The organism is Beijerinckia sp. L45 (assembly GCF_009765775.1).
Lineage (GTDB): Bacteria > Pseudomonadota > Alphaproteobacteria > Rhizobiales > Beijerinckiaceae > RH-AL1.
In genome coordinates this window covers 73,567-90,927 of the sequence record NZ_LMUU01000107.1, presented here as the reverse complement: position 1 = coordinate 90,927, position 17,361 = coordinate 73,567, and the positions used below count along the sequence as shown (strand labels likewise).

The window sequence follows — 17,361 nt, the reverse complement described above, 5'->3', positions numbered from 1 at the left end:
TCGAAGAGGAGGCCCGCATGTCAGACGTGACCCGCCGTACGATTCTCGCTTCGACCGCCGGTGTCGCGGCATCGGGCTTGATCAAGCCGGCATCGGCTCAGGACCAGCCACCAGCGCTGTTCGGCCGTGCCGACGGCGACACCGTGACGCTGCCGCCGCTCCATGCGGCAAGCGAAGGCGGCGAGACCCTGGCGAACCCGCAACCGCCGGGCAAACGCCTGGGTGTCGCGATCGTCGGGATCGGCCATCTTACGCTCGAACAGATCATGCCGGCTTTCGCCGAAGCCAAGAATGTCCGCTGCACTGCCTTGGTGAGCGGTCACCGTCCGAAGGCGCTGGCGATCGCCGCGCAGTACGGTGTCCCGGATACCAGCGTCTACGATTACGCGTCGTTTGATGCGATCAAGGACAATCCCGACGTCCACATCGTCTACATCGTGCTGCCGAACGCGATGCATGCCGAATTCACCCAGCGTGCCGCCGCGGCCGGCAAGCACGTGCTTTGCGAAAAGCCGATGGCCGCAACTGTCGCCCAGGCCGAGCAGATGGTGAAGGCGTGCCGCGATGCCGGCCGCAAGCTGATGATCGCTTATCGTTTGCAATACAACGGCACCCATCGGGCGCTGGTCGAGCTCGTGCGCAGTAAGGCGCATGGCGAGCTGCGGATGATCGAGGCGGTCAATTCGCAGAACGACGCGGCGATCGGCCAGTGGCGCCAGATCAAGGCGATGGCGGGGGGCGGGTCGCTGCCCGACGTCGGGCTCTACTGCCTCAATGCTTTCCGCTACATAACCGGCGAAGAGCCGATCGAAGTCACCGGGCACATCACGCAGCCGAAGGACGACCCGCGCTTCCGCGAGGTCGAGGATCTCGCAACCTTCACGCTGCGCTTTCCCTCCGGCGTCCTCGGCGTCGGCTCGTCCGGCTACAGCGGCTACAACAGTCGGCGTCTGCGCGCGATGGCAACCGACGGTTGGGTCGGCCTCGACCCTGCATTCGCCTACAACAATCTCGCCATGCATATCGGACACAAGGCTGGCAAAGCCGACGTGCGGGAGCAGCGCGTGTTCGAGCCGAAGAACCAGTTCGCGGTCGAAATGGACCATTTTGCCGAAGCCATCCGCGCCGATCGCGAGCCGCATACCCCGGGGGAGGAAGGCTTGCAGGATCAAAGGATCCTCGCTGCGATCTACGAGGCCGCGGCGAGCGGCATGCCGGTCAAGCTGCCGGCGGTGACCAAGCTCGACGCCTTTCGTGGTCCGATCGGACTTTAGCGCAACTGCCAGGAATCATCACACCGCCGTGCAACCTCCTCGCGGATGTTGTGTTTGAGGAAAATGACACAGCCCGAGAATGCCACCCCTGTCGTACTCGTCGTCGATGACGAAGCCCTGCTTCGCTGGCACGCTGCCGACCTGTTGTCGTCTGCAGGGTATCAGGTGGTGGAGGCCGACGATGCGGCCAGCGCTCTGCGGATCATCGAGGATCGTGGGGATATCAGGCTGCTGTTCACCGACGTGCAGATGCCGGGGCGGACCGGTCTGGATCTCGCGCGGGAAGTTCATGAGCGCTGGCCGAACGTGCTTCTGCTGGTCACATCCGGCGGCGTCAAGCTGGCCGATTCCGAAATTCCGGATCACGGTCGTTTTGTCGCCAAACCTTATGAGGAGCGCGATCTTCTCCAGCATGTCGACGGGCTGATTGCCGAGCCGCCTGTCACTTAGCCGAACGCGTTCTATGAGTATCGCTCGAAAAATGGTTTTGACAAAAACCTGATTCCATATGCACCTCATTGAAGAGACCGCATAACTAAGCGCCCACATCGTACCCCGATGCTTAAGCCGGCTCCCAAAAGGCGGGCCGCGTCTGCGACAGACGCCCGCCGATGCGCACCGGCGCCACCTGGATCGCGTGGCCGGACGCATCGGTCTCGACGGCGATGCCACACAGCGTCGCCGGACCCATCGCCGGCTCGAACCGGCTGCCTGGCACTTTTCGCGTCATCCGGCGGATCGGCTCTTCCTTTTCCATGCCGATGACGGAGTCGTAATCGCCGGTCATCCCGGCATCGCTCATATAGGCCGTACCGCCGGGAAGGATCTGATGGTCGGCGGTGGGCACATGCGTGTGCGTGCCGACGACGAGCGAAGCGCGGCCGTCGACGAAATGGCCGAACGCCTGTTTCTCGCTGGTGGCTTCGGCGTGGAAATCGATGATCGCAGCGTCGCAGACCTGGCCCAGCGGGCAGGCTTCGAGTTCGGCGTCGATGGCGGCGAAAGGATCGTCCATCGCGTCCATGAACGTCCGGCCCATCGCGCTGGCGACGAGCACGCGATGCCCGCTTTCGGTGTCGATCAGAGCCGTCCCGCCGCCAGGCGTGCCCTTGGGATAGTTCATCGGCCGGATCAGGCGCGGTTGGCGGGTGATGAAGACGAGCGCCTCGCGCTGGTCGAAGGAATGGTTGCCGAGCGTGATGCAGTCGGCGCCGGCTTCCAGAAATTCCGTGCAGATGGTCTCCGTGATACCGAAGCCGCCGGCCGCGTTCTCGCCGTTGACGACGACGCAGTCGAGCGCCCAGCGTCGGCGCAGGTCGGGCAGCGTCGACAGAAGGATCGCGCGGCCGGCCCGGCCGATGATGTCGCCGATGAAGAGAAGACGCATTCAGGCTTCGGTCGCGCTGGCGATGAGCTCGCGTTCGGTCAGCACGAAATCCAGGGCCTGGTCGTGCGGCTCGGACGGCACGCTCGGCACTTCTTGCGCGGCATAGCCGACGCCGATCGCAACCACCGTCTTTTCAGCGCGTAGCGCCGCCAGGCTGCGGTCGTAGAAGCCGGCGCCGTAGCCGATGCGGTGGCCGCGCCGGTCGAAGGTGATGAGCGGGACGAAGAGAAGGTCCGGCATGAGAACCGGTTCTGCAGGATTGGGCGACGGGATATTCAGCCTGCCGATCATCATATCATCGCCAGGCTTCCACTGGCGAAACACCAGTGGCTCGCCGATCCGGCCGGTGACCGGCAGCGCGACCGTGAAGCCCGCGGCGGCAAGCGCTTCGAGCAGCGGCAGCGTCAAGATTTCGTCGCCGATCGACCAGTAGGCGGAGACGACCTTGGCATTGTGCTCGCGCGCCAAGGCTGGCCCCATGTCGGCGAGGCGGGTCGCGAAATCGGCGGCGACCTCGGTGGTGACCGCGCTGCGGGCCGCGAGAGAGGCGGCGCGCATGGCCGGTTTGTCGAGAAGCGTCGTCATGAGACCCAAAAAACTGTGCGGGCCACGATGGCCGTGGGACATCGACCCCGGGAACCTACAACGTAGGTGGGCGCCATATGCACAAGCCCACGGGCAAGCACAGGGACAGCTCCCTTGAGATCGATAAGGCCCCGGGAATACAGATCCAACACGCACCCCGCAGCGCCGCTTGGTCAATGTAGGGCATCACGCGTCCCCGCGCTAGGGCCGGGGCGCCGGCTATCGCGTCCCGAAAATCGCGCTTCCGACGCGCACGTGCGTGGCGCCGAGCTGAATGCCGAGCTCGAAATCCGCGCTCATCCCCATCGACAAGGCAGGCAGGTCGTTGCGGGCCGCGATCACATTCAGCAGCGCGAAGTGCGGCGACGCCTGATCATCGACCGGTGGTATGCACATCAGCCCGGCGATCGCGAGCCCGTAGGTCTCGCGGCAGGTCTTGACGAAGGCGTCGGCATCTTCGGGCAGAATGCCGGCCTTCTGCGGCTCGGCTCCGGTGTTGACCTGGACGAAGAGCCGCGGCCGACGATCGAGCCTGTCCATCGCCTTGGCCAAGGCCTCGGCGATCTTGGGCCGGTCGATCGTCTCGATGACGTCGAAGGTCGAGACCGCTTCCTCGGCCTTGTTGGACTGCAGCGGGCCGATGAGGTGGAGATCGAGTGCGCCGAACCGCTCGCGCAGGGCGGGCCATTTGCCCATCGCTTCCTGCACGCGGTTTTCGCCGAACACGCGCTCACCGGCCTCCAGCACCGGGACGATGGCATCGGCCTCGAAGGTCTTGGAGACGCAGACGAGCGTCACCGCGTCCGGCTCGCGCCCGCAGTCGCGGACCGCGCGGCCGATGCGCGCGCGGACTTCCGCGAGGCGATCGGTGGCCGTCGAATTGCGGTGCGTCGTCATATGCAGACACTCTCTCGTCCGGCAGTCCGGAATTTCGGTCACATTTTCTTGCGTCGCGGTACGACGCCGGCGCGTTATGTCACTGCCGGATGACTGACACAGCCTTTATCGCCTGGAAATGCCCATGATCGCGCGTCGCCACCTTATCCTGCCGATCGCCGCGGTCATCGCAGCGCCGTCGTTGCCGCTTGCCGCCCATACGCCCAAGACGTCGCCTGCCGCGATGCCGGAGCGCTATGACGATCCGCTCGGCATCGGTCTCGAGGGCTGGCTCTATCCCGCGCCCGTTCACTTTTTCCAACTGTCGATCGACGGCCAGATCGTGCGCATGGCCTACATGGATATTGCGCCCAAAGGCACTTCCCGCAACCAGACGGTCGTCCTGCTGCACGGCAAGAACTTCGATTCGTCCTACTGGGCCGGGCCGATCGAGGACCTGAGTGGGGCTGGTTATCGCGTCATCGTGCCGGATCAGATCGGCTTCAACAAATCCTCAAAACCAGACCTCGCCTATTCCTTCGACATGCTGGCCGAGGCGACCATCAATCTGCTCGGCAGCCTGCAGGTGCACGAGGCGACGATCATCGGCCATTCCACCGGCGGCATGCTCGCGGTGCGCATCGCCACGGCCTTTCCCGAGCATGTGCAGAAACTCGTCCTCGAAGATCCGATCGGCCTGATCGACTACCGTCGCTATATCCCGCCGCAGACGACGGACACGCTGGTCGCCAACGAGCGTCGCCAGACGGTGGCAAGCTACCGCGCCTTCGTCCGGCATTTCTTTCCATTGTTGCCGGCGGCTGCGATGGAGCCGTTCGTGGAATGGCGGATGCGCGTCGCGCAGAGCAGCGAATACGAACGGTTCTGCAAGGCTTCCGCGCTGACCTACCAGATGATCTACCGCGAGCCGGTGCGCGACGAATATCGCGACATCCGCGCCAAGACGCTGATGTTCGCGGGCACCGCCGACGAATCCGCGCCGCTGAAAGCTTACGCGCCGCCCGAGATCGCCGCCAAAATTCCGTCGATCCCCCAGGCCGCCCCTGACGCGGTGAAGGATATCCCGAACGCCCGCCTCGTCAGCGTCCCGAACGTCGGCCATGTGCCGCATCTCGAAGCGCCGGATCTGTTCCGAAAGACCCTTCTCGACTTTCTCGCGGGCTGACCGATGTCTTGAAAACCTTTTGGAGGGTTTTCATGACTGACGCCAATCGCCGCGACCTGCTGATCGCGCCACTGCTGATGGCCTTGCCGCAGCTTCTCATGGCCGGCAGTGCCAGCGCGGCGCCCGACCCGAGCAAGACGATCATCGTCCCGCCCAAGGATCTCGTCTTCAAGACCTCGCTCAACGCACCACCCCAGAGCATCGAGGTCGCTGATATCTACTCGAAACAGTCCGAGCCCGGGCTCTATATGAACCTGACCAAGTGGTATCCTGGCTGGATGAGCGCGCCGCATTTCTACGAGACGGACCGCGTCTGCGTGGTCGTCTCCGGCACCTGGTGGGCGACGAGCGGCGACGACTTCGATCCCGAATCCACCATTCCCGTCGCAGCCGGAAGCTTCGTCCGGCGCGTCGCTCATACGAGCCACTACGACGGGGTGAAGGCCGGTGAGAAGGAGCCGGTGATCATCGCGATCTGCGGTATCGGGCCGATCAAATTCCACGCCGTCGATCCGTCGAAGCCGGCGGTGCGGAAGGTCTAGGCGCTCGATAGGTCTCGCGGTGACGGCATCGCTGCGCCATTCTGCATTCGTTAACTCGACGCGCGGATGTTATGGTAGCACCACGACCTGTCGCCGCGAGTCAGAGCGATGCCCCAAACACCAGCCAACCCGATTCCGGTCAGCTCGCGCTTCCTCATGCCGGCTGTCATCTGCCTGATGTTCGTCATCGCCGCGGTCTTCTATGTCCGGACGGCACAGGACGACGTGGACCGCTATCCCCGATGCTTCATCGAAGATTGCGGTCATCTGAACTAGGCGCAAACGAAAGGCCGCCCGAGAGCGGCCTTTCTTATTCAGTGCAACGCGCGGGCGCCCGCATCGGCCGGCGGTGCCGCGAGCACCGGTTCGCGAAGATCGCCGATGATCAGCCCGTCAGGCCCGACGCCGATGGTGATCTCCGTGCCGTCCAAGGCCTCACCGGCGAGAATCTTCTCCGCCAGCGGATCCTGCACCGCCTTCTGGATCACCCGCTTCAGCGGACGCGCGCCATAGGCGGGATCGTAGCCTTTCTCGGCCAGCCACGTGCGCGCCGCCGGTGACAGATCGAGTGTGATCTTGCGATCCTCGAGCAGCCGCGCGAGCCGGCTCAGCTGAATGTCGACGATCGCCCCCATGTCCTGCCGTCGCAGACGGTGGAACAGGATGATCTCGTCGACGCGGTTCAAGAACTCCGGCCGGAAGTGCGAGCGCACCACCTGCATCACTTCGTCGCGTACTGCGCCGGAATCGTCGCCGTCGGGCTGCATCACCATGATGTCCGCGCCGAGGTTCGACGTCATGATGATCAGAACGTTACGGAAATCGACCGTCCGGCCCTGACCGTCGGTCAGCCGCCCGTCGTCGAGCACCTGCAGCAGCACGTTGAAGACATCGGGATGCGCCTTCTCGATCTCGTCGAACAGCAGGACCTGATAGGGCCGTCGGCGTACGGCTTCGGTCAGCGCGCCGCCTTCTTCGTAGCCAACGTAGCCCGGAGGCGCGCCGATCAGGCGGGCGACCGAGTGCTTCTCCATGTACTCCGACATGTCGAGGCGGACCAGCGCCGTCTCGTCGTCGAAGAGGAACGAGGCGAGCGCCTTGGTGAGCTCGGTCTTGCCGACGCCGGTCGGGCCTAAAAACATGAACGAGCCGATCGGCCGGTTCGGATCCTGCAACCCGGCGCGGGCGCGCCGCACCGCGGTCGACACGGCTTTCACCGCTTCGCCCTGGCCGATGACGCGCTGGGCGATCATGTCCTCCATGCGCAGCAGCTTGTCGCGCTCGCCTTCCAGCATCTTGTCGACCGGCACGCCGGTCCAGCGCGATACGATCTGCGCGATGTGGTCAGGAGTTACCGCCTCTTCGAGCAACACGCTGCCGCGCTTGGCCTCGGTTTCCGCCAGCGCCTTTTCGAGCTCCGGAATAACGCCGTAGGTCAGCTCGCCGGCGCGCTGGTACTCGCCCTTGCGCTGCGTCTGCAGCAGCTCGTTGCGCGCGGCCTCGAGCCGCTCCTTGATCTTCTGGGCGCTGCCGAGCTTGTTCTTCTCCGCCATCCAGCGCTGGGTCAGCTCCTGCGAGCGTTCCTCCAGATCGGCCAGCTCGGTCTCGAGTTTTACGAGCCGGTCCTTTGAGCCGGTATCGGTCTCCCTTTTCAGCGCTTCCTGCTCGATCTTGAGCTGGATGACGCGGCGATCCATTTCGTCGAGCTCTTCCGGCTTGGAATCGACCTGCATGCGCAGGCGCGAGGCTGCCTCGTCGACGAGATCGATGGCCTTGTCCGGCAAAAACCGATCGGCGATGTAGCGCTGCGACAGCGTCGCCGCCGCGACGATCGCCGCATCGGTGATGCGCACGCCGTGATGCAGCTCATATTTTTCCTTCAGCCCGCGCAGAATCGAGATCGTGTCGCTGACCGTCGGCTCCGAGACGAAGACCGGCTGGAAACGCCGCGCCAGCGCCGCGTCCTTCTCGACGTGCTTGCGATACTCGTCGGGCGTCGTCGCGCCGATGCAGTGCAACTCGCCGCGCGCCAACGCCGGCTTCAGCAGGTTGGAGGCGTCCATCGCGCCCTCGCCCTTGCCGGCGCCGATCAGCGTATGCATCTCGTCGATGAAGAGGATGACGCCGCCGGCCGCCGCCGTGACCTCGTTGAGCACGCCCTTCAGACGCTCCTCGAACTCGCCGCGATATTTCGCGCCGGCGATCAGCGAGCCCATGTCGAGGGCAAGCAGCTTCTTGTCTTTCAAGCTTTCCGGCACGTCGCCGTTGACGATGCGCAGCGCCAGGCCTTCGACGATGGCGGTCTTGCCGACGCCGGGCTCGCCGATGAGGACAGGGTTGTTCTTGGTGCGGCGCGACAGCACCTGCACGGTGCGACGGATCTCCTCGTCGCGGCCGATGACCGGATCGAGTTTTCCCGCACGCGCCGCCTCGGTGAGGTCGCGGGCGTATTTCTTCAGCGCGTCATAGGCGTTCTCGGCCGAGGCGTTGTCGGCGGTGCGGCCCTTGCGCAGGTCCTCGATCGCCGCGTTCAGCGTCTGCGGGGTCACGCCCGCCTTGTCGAGAATCTTGCCGGACTCGGTCGTCTTGTCCATGGCCAGCGCCAGCAGCAGCCGCTCGACGGTGACGAAACTGTCGCCGGCCTTTTGCGCGATCTGCTCGGCGCTATCGAGCACGCGGGCCAGCGCCGGCGCGAGATAGACGTTGCCGGCCCCAGACCCCTGCACCTTGGGCAGTTTCGCCAGCGCGAGTTCGGTCTGCTGCAGCGCGTCGCGCGAGCGGCCGCCGGCGCGGTCGATGAGCCCGGAGGCAAGGCCTTCCGGATCGTCGAGCAGAACCTTGAGAAGATGTTCGGGCACGAACTGCTGATGGCCTTCGCGCATGGCTAAGCTCTGCGCGCTCTGGATGAAGCCGCGCGACCGCTCCGTATATTTTTCGATATTCATTAAGTCCCTCCTGCACGCGCATCCGTCCCGTAGCGGCGGTGTGCGTCTTTCGATCGGCCCCATAAGGCGGCCTCGCCAGATGTAGGATGAGCGTGGCGTTCCGTTAAGGGGCGGGCTCTCGGCGTGGATCAACTGGCGAAAAAAAAGCCTGAGACGGGGACCGCCTCAGGCTTTTTTCGATGATAGCGCGGCGGCTTATTCGCCGACGGGATCGGGCGTCGGCGCCTCGTGCGCGACGTCACCCTCGGGCCCGGCGAACTCGGCCTTGGTCCTGCGGCGGCGGCGGGGGCGCAGCGCGAACTCGCCGGTCTCGCCAGCGGCGTCAGGCGCGGACGACGGCGCATCGCTCGTGGCGATCGACTCGATTACCGGCTGTGGCGCTTCCGGCTGGATGCGGACCGGCGTGGTGATGAAGGCAGGCAGGCCGTTGATCGCGGGCTCGATATCGGGCTGACGCGATTCGCGGGGTTCGCGCGGCTGACCGTTCTCGCCGCGGAAATCGCGGTTGCGGTTGTTGCGCGGTCCGCGGTTGTCGAAGTCGCGGTTCTGGCCGTTGCGATCCTGGGGCGCGCGCTCCTGCTGCGGGGCGCCGTCCTGGCTGGGCCGATCCTGGCTGTTGCGATCGCTGTAGGGGCGCTCTGCGTAGGCTGGGCGCTCGCCCCTGTTGTTGCGATCCTGGTTGTTGCGGTCCCGATTCTCATAGCGCGGACGCTGGTCCGGGCGATCCGACTGGCCCTGACGGTCCTGATAGGGCCGGTCCGGCTGCGGCGGACGGTCCTGGCTCTGACCGTCCTGGCTCTGGCGATTCTGGTTGGAGCGGTCGTAACGCTCCTGGCGCGGTTCGTAAGCCGGACGCTCGTTGCCGGCGTTGTAGGCGGGGCGCTCGACGTAGGGCTGAGGGGCAGGCTGCGGCGGGGGCGTCACCACCCGCTCGGCCGGCGAGGCGAAGCGATCCGGCAGCGCGCTGAAATCATCGTCGCCGTCGTCGTCGTCGGCTTCAACCTGCTCACCCGCGGGGCGCTGGTAGCCATAGGCTGCCTGCTGCTGGGCCTGCTGAGCGGCGGCAATCAAGCGGAAATAGTGCTCGGCATGCTGAAGATAGCTCTCCGCCATGACCGGATCGCCGGAGGACTGGGCATCGCGCGCCAGCTGCAGGTATTTCTCGCCGACGTGATGGGCCGTGCCTCTGATCTTCACGTCCGGGCCGTTAGATTCGTACGACCGGGTGAGAGGGTTCGGCCCCTTGCGATTACTGCTGTTGCTACTGTTGTTATTGTTGTTGCGGCCGCGCATGCGTTTGTTCTGACCAGGTCTCATCGATGATCCTTGAGTGGCATCGGTGTTGATCGTTCCGCGACAGCGCCGAAGTCGGCGTGTCGCCTTGTCTGAAGGTCGTCTCGCGAGACGGACGTTGAACCAAGGGAACGAATGATTTTGGCTCTCCAGCCAAGTCGCGAATGCACCGGATATGCACCGCGGCAGTTTCAATGGGCGAAAAAGTCTTTGATGTTTGGCAAAGAGCTCGCAGCTCTTTTGCTGCGCCAACCATCAACCCAATTCAATGCGGCTCATCACTCGCGCGTTCCGCGTTGTCACGCCGGAAAGCCAGAGGAATGGACGTCAACCGCTGCGTCGCTAGACGGCGAAAGACTGTCGTTGGCTAAGAGGCATACTCGCTTTCTTAGCGAACGCCAAGCGGTTTTCCCTGCATTTACCCTATTTCCACGTAGGTGTGATGCGCCGCAGCCACGATCAAGTCGCTTCTCCGGTTCTGCGCCCGAAAACAACGCGCTCGTGCCCGCCAAGATCGCGCCGAACGCCGATGGTCTCCAGGCCGGAAGCCCGCATCGCGGCCTCGATCGCCTGGCTCTGGGTCCAGCCGCCCTCGAGGGCGGCGAAACCGCCCGGCGCGAGAAGGCGGGGGAGCTCCGGGACGATCACCCGGTAGGGATCGAGCCCGTCCGCCCCGCCGTCCAGCGCATCGGGGGGATCATAGCCGGCGACCTCGGGTTCGAGGGCGACCAGTTCCGCGTGACTTATATAAGGAGGGTTGGCGACGACGACGTCGAAAGGGCCAGCCAGACCGGCGCCCCAAAAGCCTTGCACGATGGCGCCGCGACCCTCGAAGCCCAGCGCCCGCATGTTGGCCTCGGCGACTCGACAGGCCGCGAAGGAGCGATCGACGCCGATGCCATACGCGTGCGGGCACTCATGCAGCAGAGCGCAGAGCAGGGCGCCGGATCCGGTCCCCAGATCGAGCAGCCGGAGAGGCCGGGATCGTTGCGGGCCCAACGCGTCGAGCACCGCCTCGACCACGGCCTCTGTGTCGGGGCGGGGGTCGAGCACATCCGGCGTGACGACAAAGGGCAGGCCCCAGAATTCCGTGCGACCGAGGATGCGGGACACCGGCTCGTGGCGTAGACGGCGCGCGGCGAAGGCAGAGAGAGGCGTGGCGGCGGCACCGAGCGGCAGATGCGGGTCGCGGATCAGGCCGGCGTGATCGATCGCCAGTACCGCGCATAGCAGCAGGCGGGCATCGAGCTGCGCCGATTTAAGGCCGGCGTCGGCGAAGGCGCCGGCGAGCGATCGCTGGGCCTGGGCCCGCGTGGTTGTCGCCGCGAGATCGGCAGCGCCGGCCTGCACCGTCGGAGCGGGAGCCACCGCCGGCTAGACCAACCCGTAGCGCAGCAGCGAAAAGAAGAACCGCGCCTTGGAGACCCGGACGCGCTCCCGCGGCGCCTCGAAGCCGCGGGCGACGACGCCCCTGAGGATGGCGCTATAGGCGTCGTCCATGATCCGGCATGGCTTGACGCTGGCGCGCGGGCAGCGATCCATGATCCGCTCGGCCTCGGCGAAGTGATCCTGCGCGCGGGCGACCACGGGTTTGCAGGCCGCCGGCAGACGTGGATCGGCGGCCACGCTCAGCGGATCGTGGCTGGTGATTCCCGCTGCCTCCAGTGCCTCCTTGGGAAGATACAGGCGATCGATGCCGGCGTCCTCGTCGATGTCGCGGAGGATGTTGGTGAGCTGCAGCGCCTTGCCGAGGTGATGGGCGAGGCCTTCGCGCTCTGCCAGCGGCGGGCCGAAAATGCAGACGGAGAGGCGGCCGACGGCGCTCGCCACACGGTCGCAATAAAGCTCCAGCTTGTTCCAGTCCGGGGCCTGAATATCCTCGACGACGTCCATGTCCATGCCGTCGATGACGGCGATGAAGTCCTCGCGGCGCAGGCCGAAATCGCGGATCGCGACGGCGAGGTCGCGCAAAGCCGGTGGTGGCGTCGCGCCACTATAAAGCGCGTTGATGTCGGCGCGCCATTGCTGCAGGGCCGCATGCCGTTCCGGCCGCGTACCGCCCTCGTCGGCTATGTCGTCGACGAGGCGGCAGAAGGAATAGACCTCGTACATCGCCTGGCGTTGCGGCTTCGCGAGGATGCGCATGGCGAGATAGAACGAGCTGCCTTTCGCCCGGCCGGCGCTGGCGTCTTGCGTTGTTTCGACCTGCGTCATGCTCATGCGAGCCCCGATGTGTGGCGAACCGGCGCCGCGCGGCCGAAGCGGCCGCCGATTCCGGCGCCGAGCCCGAGCACCGCCTGGAACAGCGCGCCGGTCTTGGAAAGGTGGACCGTCTCGCTCAGCGGATCGCGGGTGATCAGCCAGCCGTTCAGTTTTTGCGCCAGGCGGGCGATGATCGCCGTCTCCAGGCACAGCCGCCAGTCCTTGACCTGCGGCGACAACTCGCTGCCATGGGTGACCAGCGCGGCGTTCTTCAGGGCGAGATCGCGCAGCACAATGCGCAGCGGCACGGACGCGCGGGCCTCGCCCAGCGCCTCGACCGTCAGGCCGTGCCGCGCCAGAGCGTCCAAGGGAATGTAGACCCGGTCAATCTCCCGGAAATCTTTGCCGCAGTCCTGCAGGTGGTTGATGATCTGCAGTGCCGCGCAGAGCGCGTCGTTGGCCGGCCAGGTGGTCTCCGCCTCGCCATGGGCGGCCAGCACGAAGCGCCCCACGGGAGCGGCCGAGTAGCGGCAATAGTGCAGAAGCTCGTCGAACGTCTCGTAGCGCAGCTTGGTCGCATCCATGCGGAAGGCGACGAGAAGGTCGAGCGCGTGGCGCGGCGTCAGCCCGGTCTCGGCGAGCGTGGCGCGGAGCGGCAGCGCCGAGGCGATGGCGTCGGAGCGGCCGAGCAGGGTCTCCTCGAAAAGGTCGAGCCGGGCCAGCTTCTCGTCGGCAGGCAACGTCGGGCTGTCGGCGATGTCGTCGGCGGCGCGGGCGAACTTGTAGAAGGCGAGCACCGTGCCGCGATGCTGCGGGGCGATGAGATGTGAGGCGACGGGAAAATTCTCGCCGGTCTCCGTCTTCGAGGCAGCGACCTCCTTTGAGGCTGTGCTCACCGGACTGGCCTGTGCAAAGACGCAAGGCTGCGGCGCGCCGCCAAAGCGGGTGGGAGAGGCATCAGGCGTCTGCGCATGCGCGGTCCATCGGGCTAACCATGAGATTTTGCGCATGGTTATAGGAGCCGGAGCCCAGGTGCAAAAGGCGGGACGCTGGTTTGCTCCAAGAATGGTGAAGACGGCGGCGCGACAATTCGCAAGCGGCCTTGTCGGTGCCTGGATTCGATAGGCATGCTATGCGACGGCGAATCGGAACCGTAGCCTTGAAAGCGACGGATTTTCGCAACCCTATGCGTCGCCAACCTATGCGTCACGTTGTACGACCTTTTGAGAGCGGTATCCGCACGATGGTTCAGAGAAAGTTGGGCGGCACCGCGATGCGGTGGCTGGCTCTTCCGGTCGCGGGCCTCATGCTCGGCGTGGTGCCGGCTGCGGCCGACACGCTGCGGGCGCATTATTCCGTCTCCCTCCTCGGCCTGCGCATCGGTGACGTCTACGCCGACGGGGCCCTCGGGCCGCAGACGTACAAGATGACGCTCAACGCCAAACTCACGGGCTTGGCCGCGATGGTGTCCAGCGTGAAAATGGCGCTGGCGTCGTCCGGCGCCGTGAAGCGTGGCACGCTGGCCCCGAGCGCCTACGCGACCAGCGCCGCCAACACCAACGAAACGCGGACCCTGCGCATGGCGCTGAATGCGGGCACCGTGCGCGCCGTCGAGATCATGCCGCCGCCGGAATTCCATGGCGAGCGCGTGCCGGTCTCCGAGGCCGACAAGCGCAATATCCTCGACCCCACCAGCGCCCTGATCATGACGGTGCCGCCCGGCGAGCCGCTGGTCGGTCCGTCCGCCTGTAACCGCACCCTGCCGATCTACGACGGCTACGCCCGGTTCGACATTCAGCTGAACTATGCCGGCGAGCGCGACGTCGCCATCGGCGGCTACAGCGGCCCGGTCTCCGTCTGTACCGCCCGCTATCGGCCGATCTCCGGGCATCTCGTGAACTCGAAGTCGACGCAGTTCATGGCCGACAACAACGAGATCGAAGTCTGGCTCGCGCCGATCGACCATGCCCATGTCGTCGTGCCGCTGCGCGTGTCGTTGCCGACGATGTCCGGGCATCTGCTGGTCGATGCCGTCGAATTCCAGACGTCGTCGTCCGTCGACGTGACAACGCATTGAGCCAGATGCCGCTTCTGGTCCGGCTGGCGATGCGCGACCTGCGCGGCGGCCTGACCGGGTTCGGCATTTTTCTCGGTTGCATCGCGCTGGGGGTCGCAGCGATCACCGGCGTCGGCTCGGTGTCGCACGCGCTGAGCGACGGCCTCGCCAAGCAGGGCCGGACTATTTTGGGGGGCGATGCCTCCTTCGATCTGATCCAGCGCGAGGCGAGCCCGCAGGAGCAGGCCTTCCTGTCGGCGCAGGGGACGCTCTCCCGAGTCTCCGTGCTGCGCGGCATGGCTCGGCGCGACGACGGCTCGTCCGCGCTGGTCGAGATCAAGGCTGTCGGGGCGGACTATCCGACCACCGGCACGGTGCTGCTCGAGCCGCCGCTGCCGCTGGGGGATGCACTCGGCAAGCGCGATGGCGCTTTTGGCGTGGTCGCCGACGTGGCGATCGGGGCGCGGCTCGGCCTCAAGGTCGGCGACACGTTTCATATCGGCGACGCGCTGTTCGTTTTGCGCGCGGCTCTCACGCAAGAGCCCGACAAGCTGGCCGCCGGCATCGGCTTCGGGCCCCGCGTGCTGATGTCCGACGCGGGCCTGAAGGCCTCGGGCCTGGTGCAGCCCGGCTCGCTCGTGCGCAACTTGTATCGGGTCGCACTGCCGGACGCTTTGCCGGGGCAGCCGGCCTCCAGCGGCAGCGTGCGCAGCCTCGCCGCCGAAACGGCCAAGGCGCTGCCTGATGCCGGCTGGGAAGTCCGCACCCGGGAAAACGTCTCGCCGCAGTTTTCGAAAGATCTCGACCGATTCACCCAGTTCCTCACGCTTGTCGGGCTGACCTCGTTGATCATAGGCGGCGCCGGCGTCGCCAATGCGATCCGCGGCTTCGTCGACCGCAAGCGCCCGGCGATCGCCACCATGAAATCGCTCGGCGCCACCGGCTCCTACGTCTTCGGGCTGATGCTGTTCGAGGTCATGCTCATCGCCGCCGTCGGCATCGTCATCGGGGTGATCGTCGGCGCGGCGATGCCCTTCGCGGTGGTCGCTGCCTTCGGTTCGATCCTGCCGTTCCCGCTCGCGCCGTCGATCTATCCAAGTCAGATCGCCGAAGGTTTTCTTTATGGCGGCTGGACGGCGCTGGCCTTTTCCCTGGCGCCACTGGGTCGCGCCCACGACATTCCGGTCTCCGCCCTGTTCCGCGATCACATCGAGCCGGATCGCGGCGGGTTGCGCGTGCGCTACCGCGCCATGGTGGTGGGCGCGGGCCTCTGCCTCGTCGCGACGATTCTGCTGCTGTCGGCGGAACGCTCGCTCGCCGTCTATTACATGGTCGCGACCGCTGCCGGCTTCGTCCTGCTGCGGCTCGTCGCAGTGGCGCTGATGGCCGGCGCCCGGCGCCTGCCGCATGCGCGCTCGGTCGCGCTGCGGCTCGCCGTGGCCAACATCCACCGGCCCGGCGCGCTCACCTCGTCGGTGGTGCTGTCGCTGGGTCTCGGCCTGGCGCTGCTGGTGTCATTGACGCTGATCGACGGCAACATCCGCGCGCAGCTCAACCGGACAAGCTCCGGCGAGACGCCGAGCTTCTTCTTCCTCGACGTGCAGAATTCCCAGGCCCAGCCCTTCAAGGACTTTTTGCGCGCCAAGGCGACCGACGGAAAGCTCGACTTCGTGCCGATGATGCGCGGCCGCATCGTCAAGATCAACGAGCGCCCCGCCGACAGCATCAAGCCCGGCGAGAAGGCCGCCTGGGTGCTGCAGGGCGATCGCGGCATCACCTTCGCCGCCGCCATTCCGACCGGCTCGACGCTGGTGAAAGGGGACTGGTGGCCCGCCGACTACACCGGCAAGCCGCTGGTTTCGCTGGAGACCGACATCGCCGCAGGTCTCGGCCTGAACCTCGGCGACACGATCAGCGTCAACGTCTTTGGCCGCACCATCACGGCCACCATCGCCAACACGCGAAAAGTCGACTGGCGCAAGTTTGGCATCAACTTCGTCCTGGTGTTCTCGCCCAACACCTTTGCCGGCGCGCCCTACAGCGATCTCGCTACGGTGACCTACCCGAAGGGCGGCGACACGGCGCGTGAACTGACGCTGTTGCGCGACGTCGCGCAGGCGTTTCCGAGTGTGACGAGCATCCGGGTCAAGGATGCGCTGGACGCGGTCGCCTCCGTCGTCGCGCAGCTTGCCACCGCGATCCGCGGCGCCGCCGGCGTCGCCCTGATCTCCTCGGTGCTGGTGCTGGCCGGCGCCCTGGCGGCGGGGCAACAGGCCCGGCTCTACGATGCTGTGGTGCTGAAGACGCTCGGCGCCACCCGGGCCCGGCTGCTTGCGGCTTTCCTGCTGGAATACGGCATCATCGGCTTCTGCACCGCCGTGTTCGGCGTTCTGGCCGGCTCTGCCGCGGCCTATGGCGTCGTTGCCAAGGTCATGCGGCTCGAGTTCGTGTTCCTGTGGCCGCAGGCCATCGGCGCGGCGGTCGTGGCGCTGGTCGTCACCGTGCTGCTCGGGCTAATCGGCACCTGGCGCATTCTGGGACGCAAACCGGCCCCATATCTACGCACCCTCTGACGAGAAGCCGTTACATTACGAAGGTTTAAGCTTGGCAGCCGGCTCGCGGCCTTGTGATGATTTGCGCGCCGGGCCATATTCCCCTCACGACGGTCCCGCCAGGGACGGCGCCCGGAGGCGGTCAAGCCTCCACAGTTCAGAGGGTTCTATGTCCGACTACGATCGCAATGCAGTCCGCTGGGGGCAGGGCTCCGCCCAGTCCCGAGGCGCAGTCGATCAGGGCCTGCGCTCCTACATGCTCGGCGTGTACAACAACATGGCCATCGGCCTCGTGATCACCGGCGTGATCGCATACCTGACCAACCAGCTTGCCGTTGCGCACGATGCCTCCCAGGCCTCGGCAATGATGCGCGGCATCCCGCTCACCGACTTCGGCGTCGCGCTTTACGGCTCGCCGCTGAAGTGGCTGGTGATGCTCGCCCCGCTCGGCTTCGTGATGTTC

General features: G+C 65.9%; 15 protein-coding genes, 1 other RNA gene and 1 pseudogene. 8 read left to right on the top strand and 9 right to left on the bottom strand.

Features of this window, described 5'->3' with window-relative positions; translation table 11 throughout:
* Nucleotides 1-17: 17 nt before the first annotated feature.
* On the top strand, nt 18-1,274 hold the full coding sequence (locus GSQ79_RS11500) for a Gfo/Idh/MocA family protein (RefSeq protein WP_158808850.1): 1,257 nt from the start codon (nt 18-20) through the stop codon (nt 1,272-1,274).
* 63 nt (nt 1,275-1,337) lie between these two features.
* Nucleotides 1,338-1,724, top strand: coding sequence for a response regulator (locus GSQ79_RS11495; RefSeq protein WP_158808849.1), 387 nt, complete (start codon nt 1,338-1,340; stop codon nt 1,722-1,724).
* Nucleotides 1,725-1,836: 112 nt separating this feature from the next.
* On the opposite strand, the gene GSQ79_RS11490 is transcribed toward GSQ79_RS11495, so the two are convergent.
* The 4 genes from GSQ79_RS11490 to GSQ79_RS11475 all read right to left on the bottom strand — a co-directional run bounded on the left by GSQ79_RS11490 (nt 1,837) and on the right by GSQ79_RS11475 (nt 4,143).
* Complete coding sequence (locus tag GSQ79_RS11490) at nt 1,837-2,661, bottom strand: TIGR00282 family metallophosphoesterase (protein WP_158808848.1); 825 nt, start codon at nt 2,659-2,661, stop codon at nt 1,837-1,839.
* Nucleotides 2,662-3,246 (bottom strand): 5-formyltetrahydrofolate cyclo-ligase, encoded by a 585-nt coding sequence (locus GSQ79_RS11485; protein ID WP_158808847.1) that lies wholly within the window; start codon nt 3,244-3,246, stop codon nt 2,662-2,664.
* Nucleotides 3,247-3,262: 16 nt separating this feature from the next.
* Nucleotides 3,263-3,415: non-coding RNA, 6S RNA (ssrS, locus tag GSQ79_RS11480), on the bottom strand.
* 50 nt (nt 3,416-3,465) lie between these two features.
* Nucleotides 3,466-4,143 carry a YggS family pyridoxal phosphate-dependent enzyme gene (locus GSQ79_RS11475; protein ID WP_158808846.1) on the bottom strand — a complete coding sequence of 226 codons (678 nt, stop codon included), beginning with the start codon at nt 4,141-4,143 and terminating at the stop codon, nt 3,466-3,468.
* Nucleotides 4,144-4,267: 124 nt separating this feature from the next.
* On the opposite strand from GSQ79_RS11475, the gene GSQ79_RS11470 reads away from it, so the two are divergent.
* The 3 genes from GSQ79_RS11470 to GSQ79_RS11460 all read left to right on the top strand — a co-directional run bounded on the left by GSQ79_RS11470 (nt 4,268) and on the right by GSQ79_RS11460 (nt 6,126).
* Nucleotides 4,268-5,308: an alpha/beta fold hydrolase gene (locus tag GSQ79_RS11470; RefSeq protein ID WP_158808845.1), complete on the top strand. Its 1,041-nt coding sequence runs from the start codon at nt 4,268-4,270 to the stop codon at nt 5,306-5,308.
* Nucleotides 5,309-5,340: 32 nt separating this feature from the next.
* On the top strand, nt 5,341-5,850 hold the full coding sequence (locus GSQ79_RS11465; RefSeq protein WP_158808844.1) for a hypothetical protein: 510 nt from the start codon (nt 5,341-5,343) through the stop codon (nt 5,848-5,850).
* A 108-nt stretch (nt 5,851-5,958) separates the two neighbouring features.
* Nucleotides 5,959-6,126 (top strand): hypothetical protein, encoded by a 168-nt coding sequence (locus GSQ79_RS11460; RefSeq protein WP_158808843.1) that lies wholly within the window; start codon nt 5,959-5,961, stop codon nt 6,124-6,126.
* Between the two features lie 38 nt (nt 6,127-6,164).
* On the opposite strand, the gene clpB is transcribed toward GSQ79_RS11460, so the two are convergent.
* From clpB to hpnC, 5 genes are all read right to left on the bottom strand, one after another.
* Entirely contained in the window at nt 6,165-8,795 is a 2,631-nt protein-coding gene (clpB, locus tag GSQ79_RS11455) for an ATP-dependent chaperone ClpB (RefSeq protein ID WP_158808842.1), read from the bottom strand.
* A gap of 195 nt (nt 8,796-8,990) precedes the next feature.
* Nucleotides 8,991-10,112, bottom strand: coding sequence for a DUF4167 domain-containing protein (locus GSQ79_RS11450; protein ID WP_174243199.1), 1,122 nt, complete (start codon nt 10,110-10,112; stop codon nt 8,991-8,993).
* 435 nt (nt 10,113-10,547) lie between these two features.
* A complete protein-coding gene (prmC, locus tag GSQ79_RS11445; protein WP_246725265.1) occupies nt 10,548-11,456 on the bottom strand; it encodes a peptide chain release factor N(5)-glutamine methyltransferase in 909 nt (302 codons plus the stop codon).
* 6 nt (nt 11,457-11,462) lie between these two features.
* Nucleotides 11,463-12,302 (bottom strand): presqualene diphosphate synthase HpnD, encoded by an 840-nt coding sequence (hpnD, locus tag GSQ79_RS11440; RefSeq protein WP_158808917.1) that lies wholly within the window; start codon nt 12,300-12,302, stop codon nt 11,463-11,465.
* 2 nt (nt 12,303-12,304) lie between these two features.
* Complete coding sequence (hpnC, locus tag GSQ79_RS11435) at nt 12,305-13,186, bottom strand: squalene synthase HpnC (protein WP_246725264.1); 882 nt, start codon at nt 13,184-13,186, stop codon at nt 12,305-12,307.
* Nucleotides 13,187-13,533: 347 nt separating this feature from the next.
* Between hpnC and GSQ79_RS11430 the strand changes: the two genes are divergently transcribed.
* From GSQ79_RS11430 to GSQ79_RS29460, 3 genes and pseudogenes are all read left to right on the top strand, one after another.
* Nucleotides 13,534-14,367, top strand: coding sequence for a DUF3108 domain-containing protein (locus GSQ79_RS11430; protein ID WP_158808840.1), 834 nt, complete (start codon nt 13,534-13,536; stop codon nt 14,365-14,367).
* A 5-nt stretch (nt 14,368-14,372) separates the two neighbouring features.
* On the top strand, nt 14,373-16,919 hold the full coding sequence (locus GSQ79_RS11425; protein ID WP_158808839.1) for an ABC transporter permease: 2,547 nt from the start codon (nt 14,373-14,375) through the stop codon (nt 16,917-16,919).
* 148 nt (nt 16,920-17,067) lie between these two features.
* Nucleotides 17,068-17,361, top strand: a pseudogene (locus GSQ79_RS29460) (BAX inhibitor (BI)-1/YccA family protein); the annotation flags it as partial.

Bases quoted from the DNA above. Each gene is read 5' to 3' on its own strand.
- GSQ79_RS11500 (WP_158808850.1), top strand. From the start codon at position 18: ATGTCAGACGTGACCCGCCGTACGATTCTCGCTTCGACCGCCGGTGTC.
- GSQ79_RS11495 (WP_158808849.1), top strand. From the start codon at position 1,338: ATGACACAGCCCGAGAATGCCACCCCTGTCGTACTCGTCGTCGATGAC.
- GSQ79_RS11490 (WP_158808848.1), bottom strand. From the start codon at position 2,661: ATGCGTCTTCTCTTCATCGGCGACATCATCGGCCGGGCCGGCCGCGCG.
- GSQ79_RS11485 (WP_158808847.1), bottom strand. From the start codon at position 3,246: ATGACGACGCTTCTCGACAAACCGGCCATGCGCGCCGCCTCTCTCGCG.
- GSQ79_RS11475 (WP_158808846.1), bottom strand. From the start codon at position 4,143: ATGACGACGCACCGCAATTCGACGGCCACCGATCGCCTCGCGGAAGTC.
- GSQ79_RS11470 (WP_158808845.1), top strand. From the start codon at position 4,268: ATGATCGCGCGTCGCCACCTTATCCTGCCGATCGCCGCGGTCATCGCA.
- GSQ79_RS11465 (WP_158808844.1), top strand. From the start codon at position 5,341: ATGACTGACGCCAATCGCCGCGACCTGCTGATCGCGCCACTGCTGATG.
- GSQ79_RS11460 (WP_158808843.1), top strand. From the start codon at position 5,959: ATGCCCCAAACACCAGCCAACCCGATTCCGGTCAGCTCGCGCTTCCTC.
- clpB (WP_158808842.1), bottom strand. From the start codon at position 8,795: ATGAATATCGAAAAATATACGGAGCGGTCGCGCGGCTTCATCCAGAGC.
- GSQ79_RS11450 (WP_174243199.1), bottom strand. From the start codon at position 10,112: ATGAGACCTGGTCAGAACAAACGCATGCGCGGCCGCAACAACAATAAC.
- hpnD (WP_158808917.1), bottom strand. From the start codon at position 12,302: ATGACGCAGGTCGAAACAACGCAAGACGCCAGCGCCGGCCGGGCGAAA.
- GSQ79_RS11430 (WP_158808840.1), top strand. From the start codon at position 13,534: ATGGTTCAGAGAAAGTTGGGCGGCACCGCGATGCGGTGGCTGGCTCTT.
- GSQ79_RS11425 (WP_158808839.1), top strand. From the start codon at position 14,373: ATGCCGCTTCTGGTCCGGCTGGCGATGCGCGACCTGCGCGGCGGCCTG.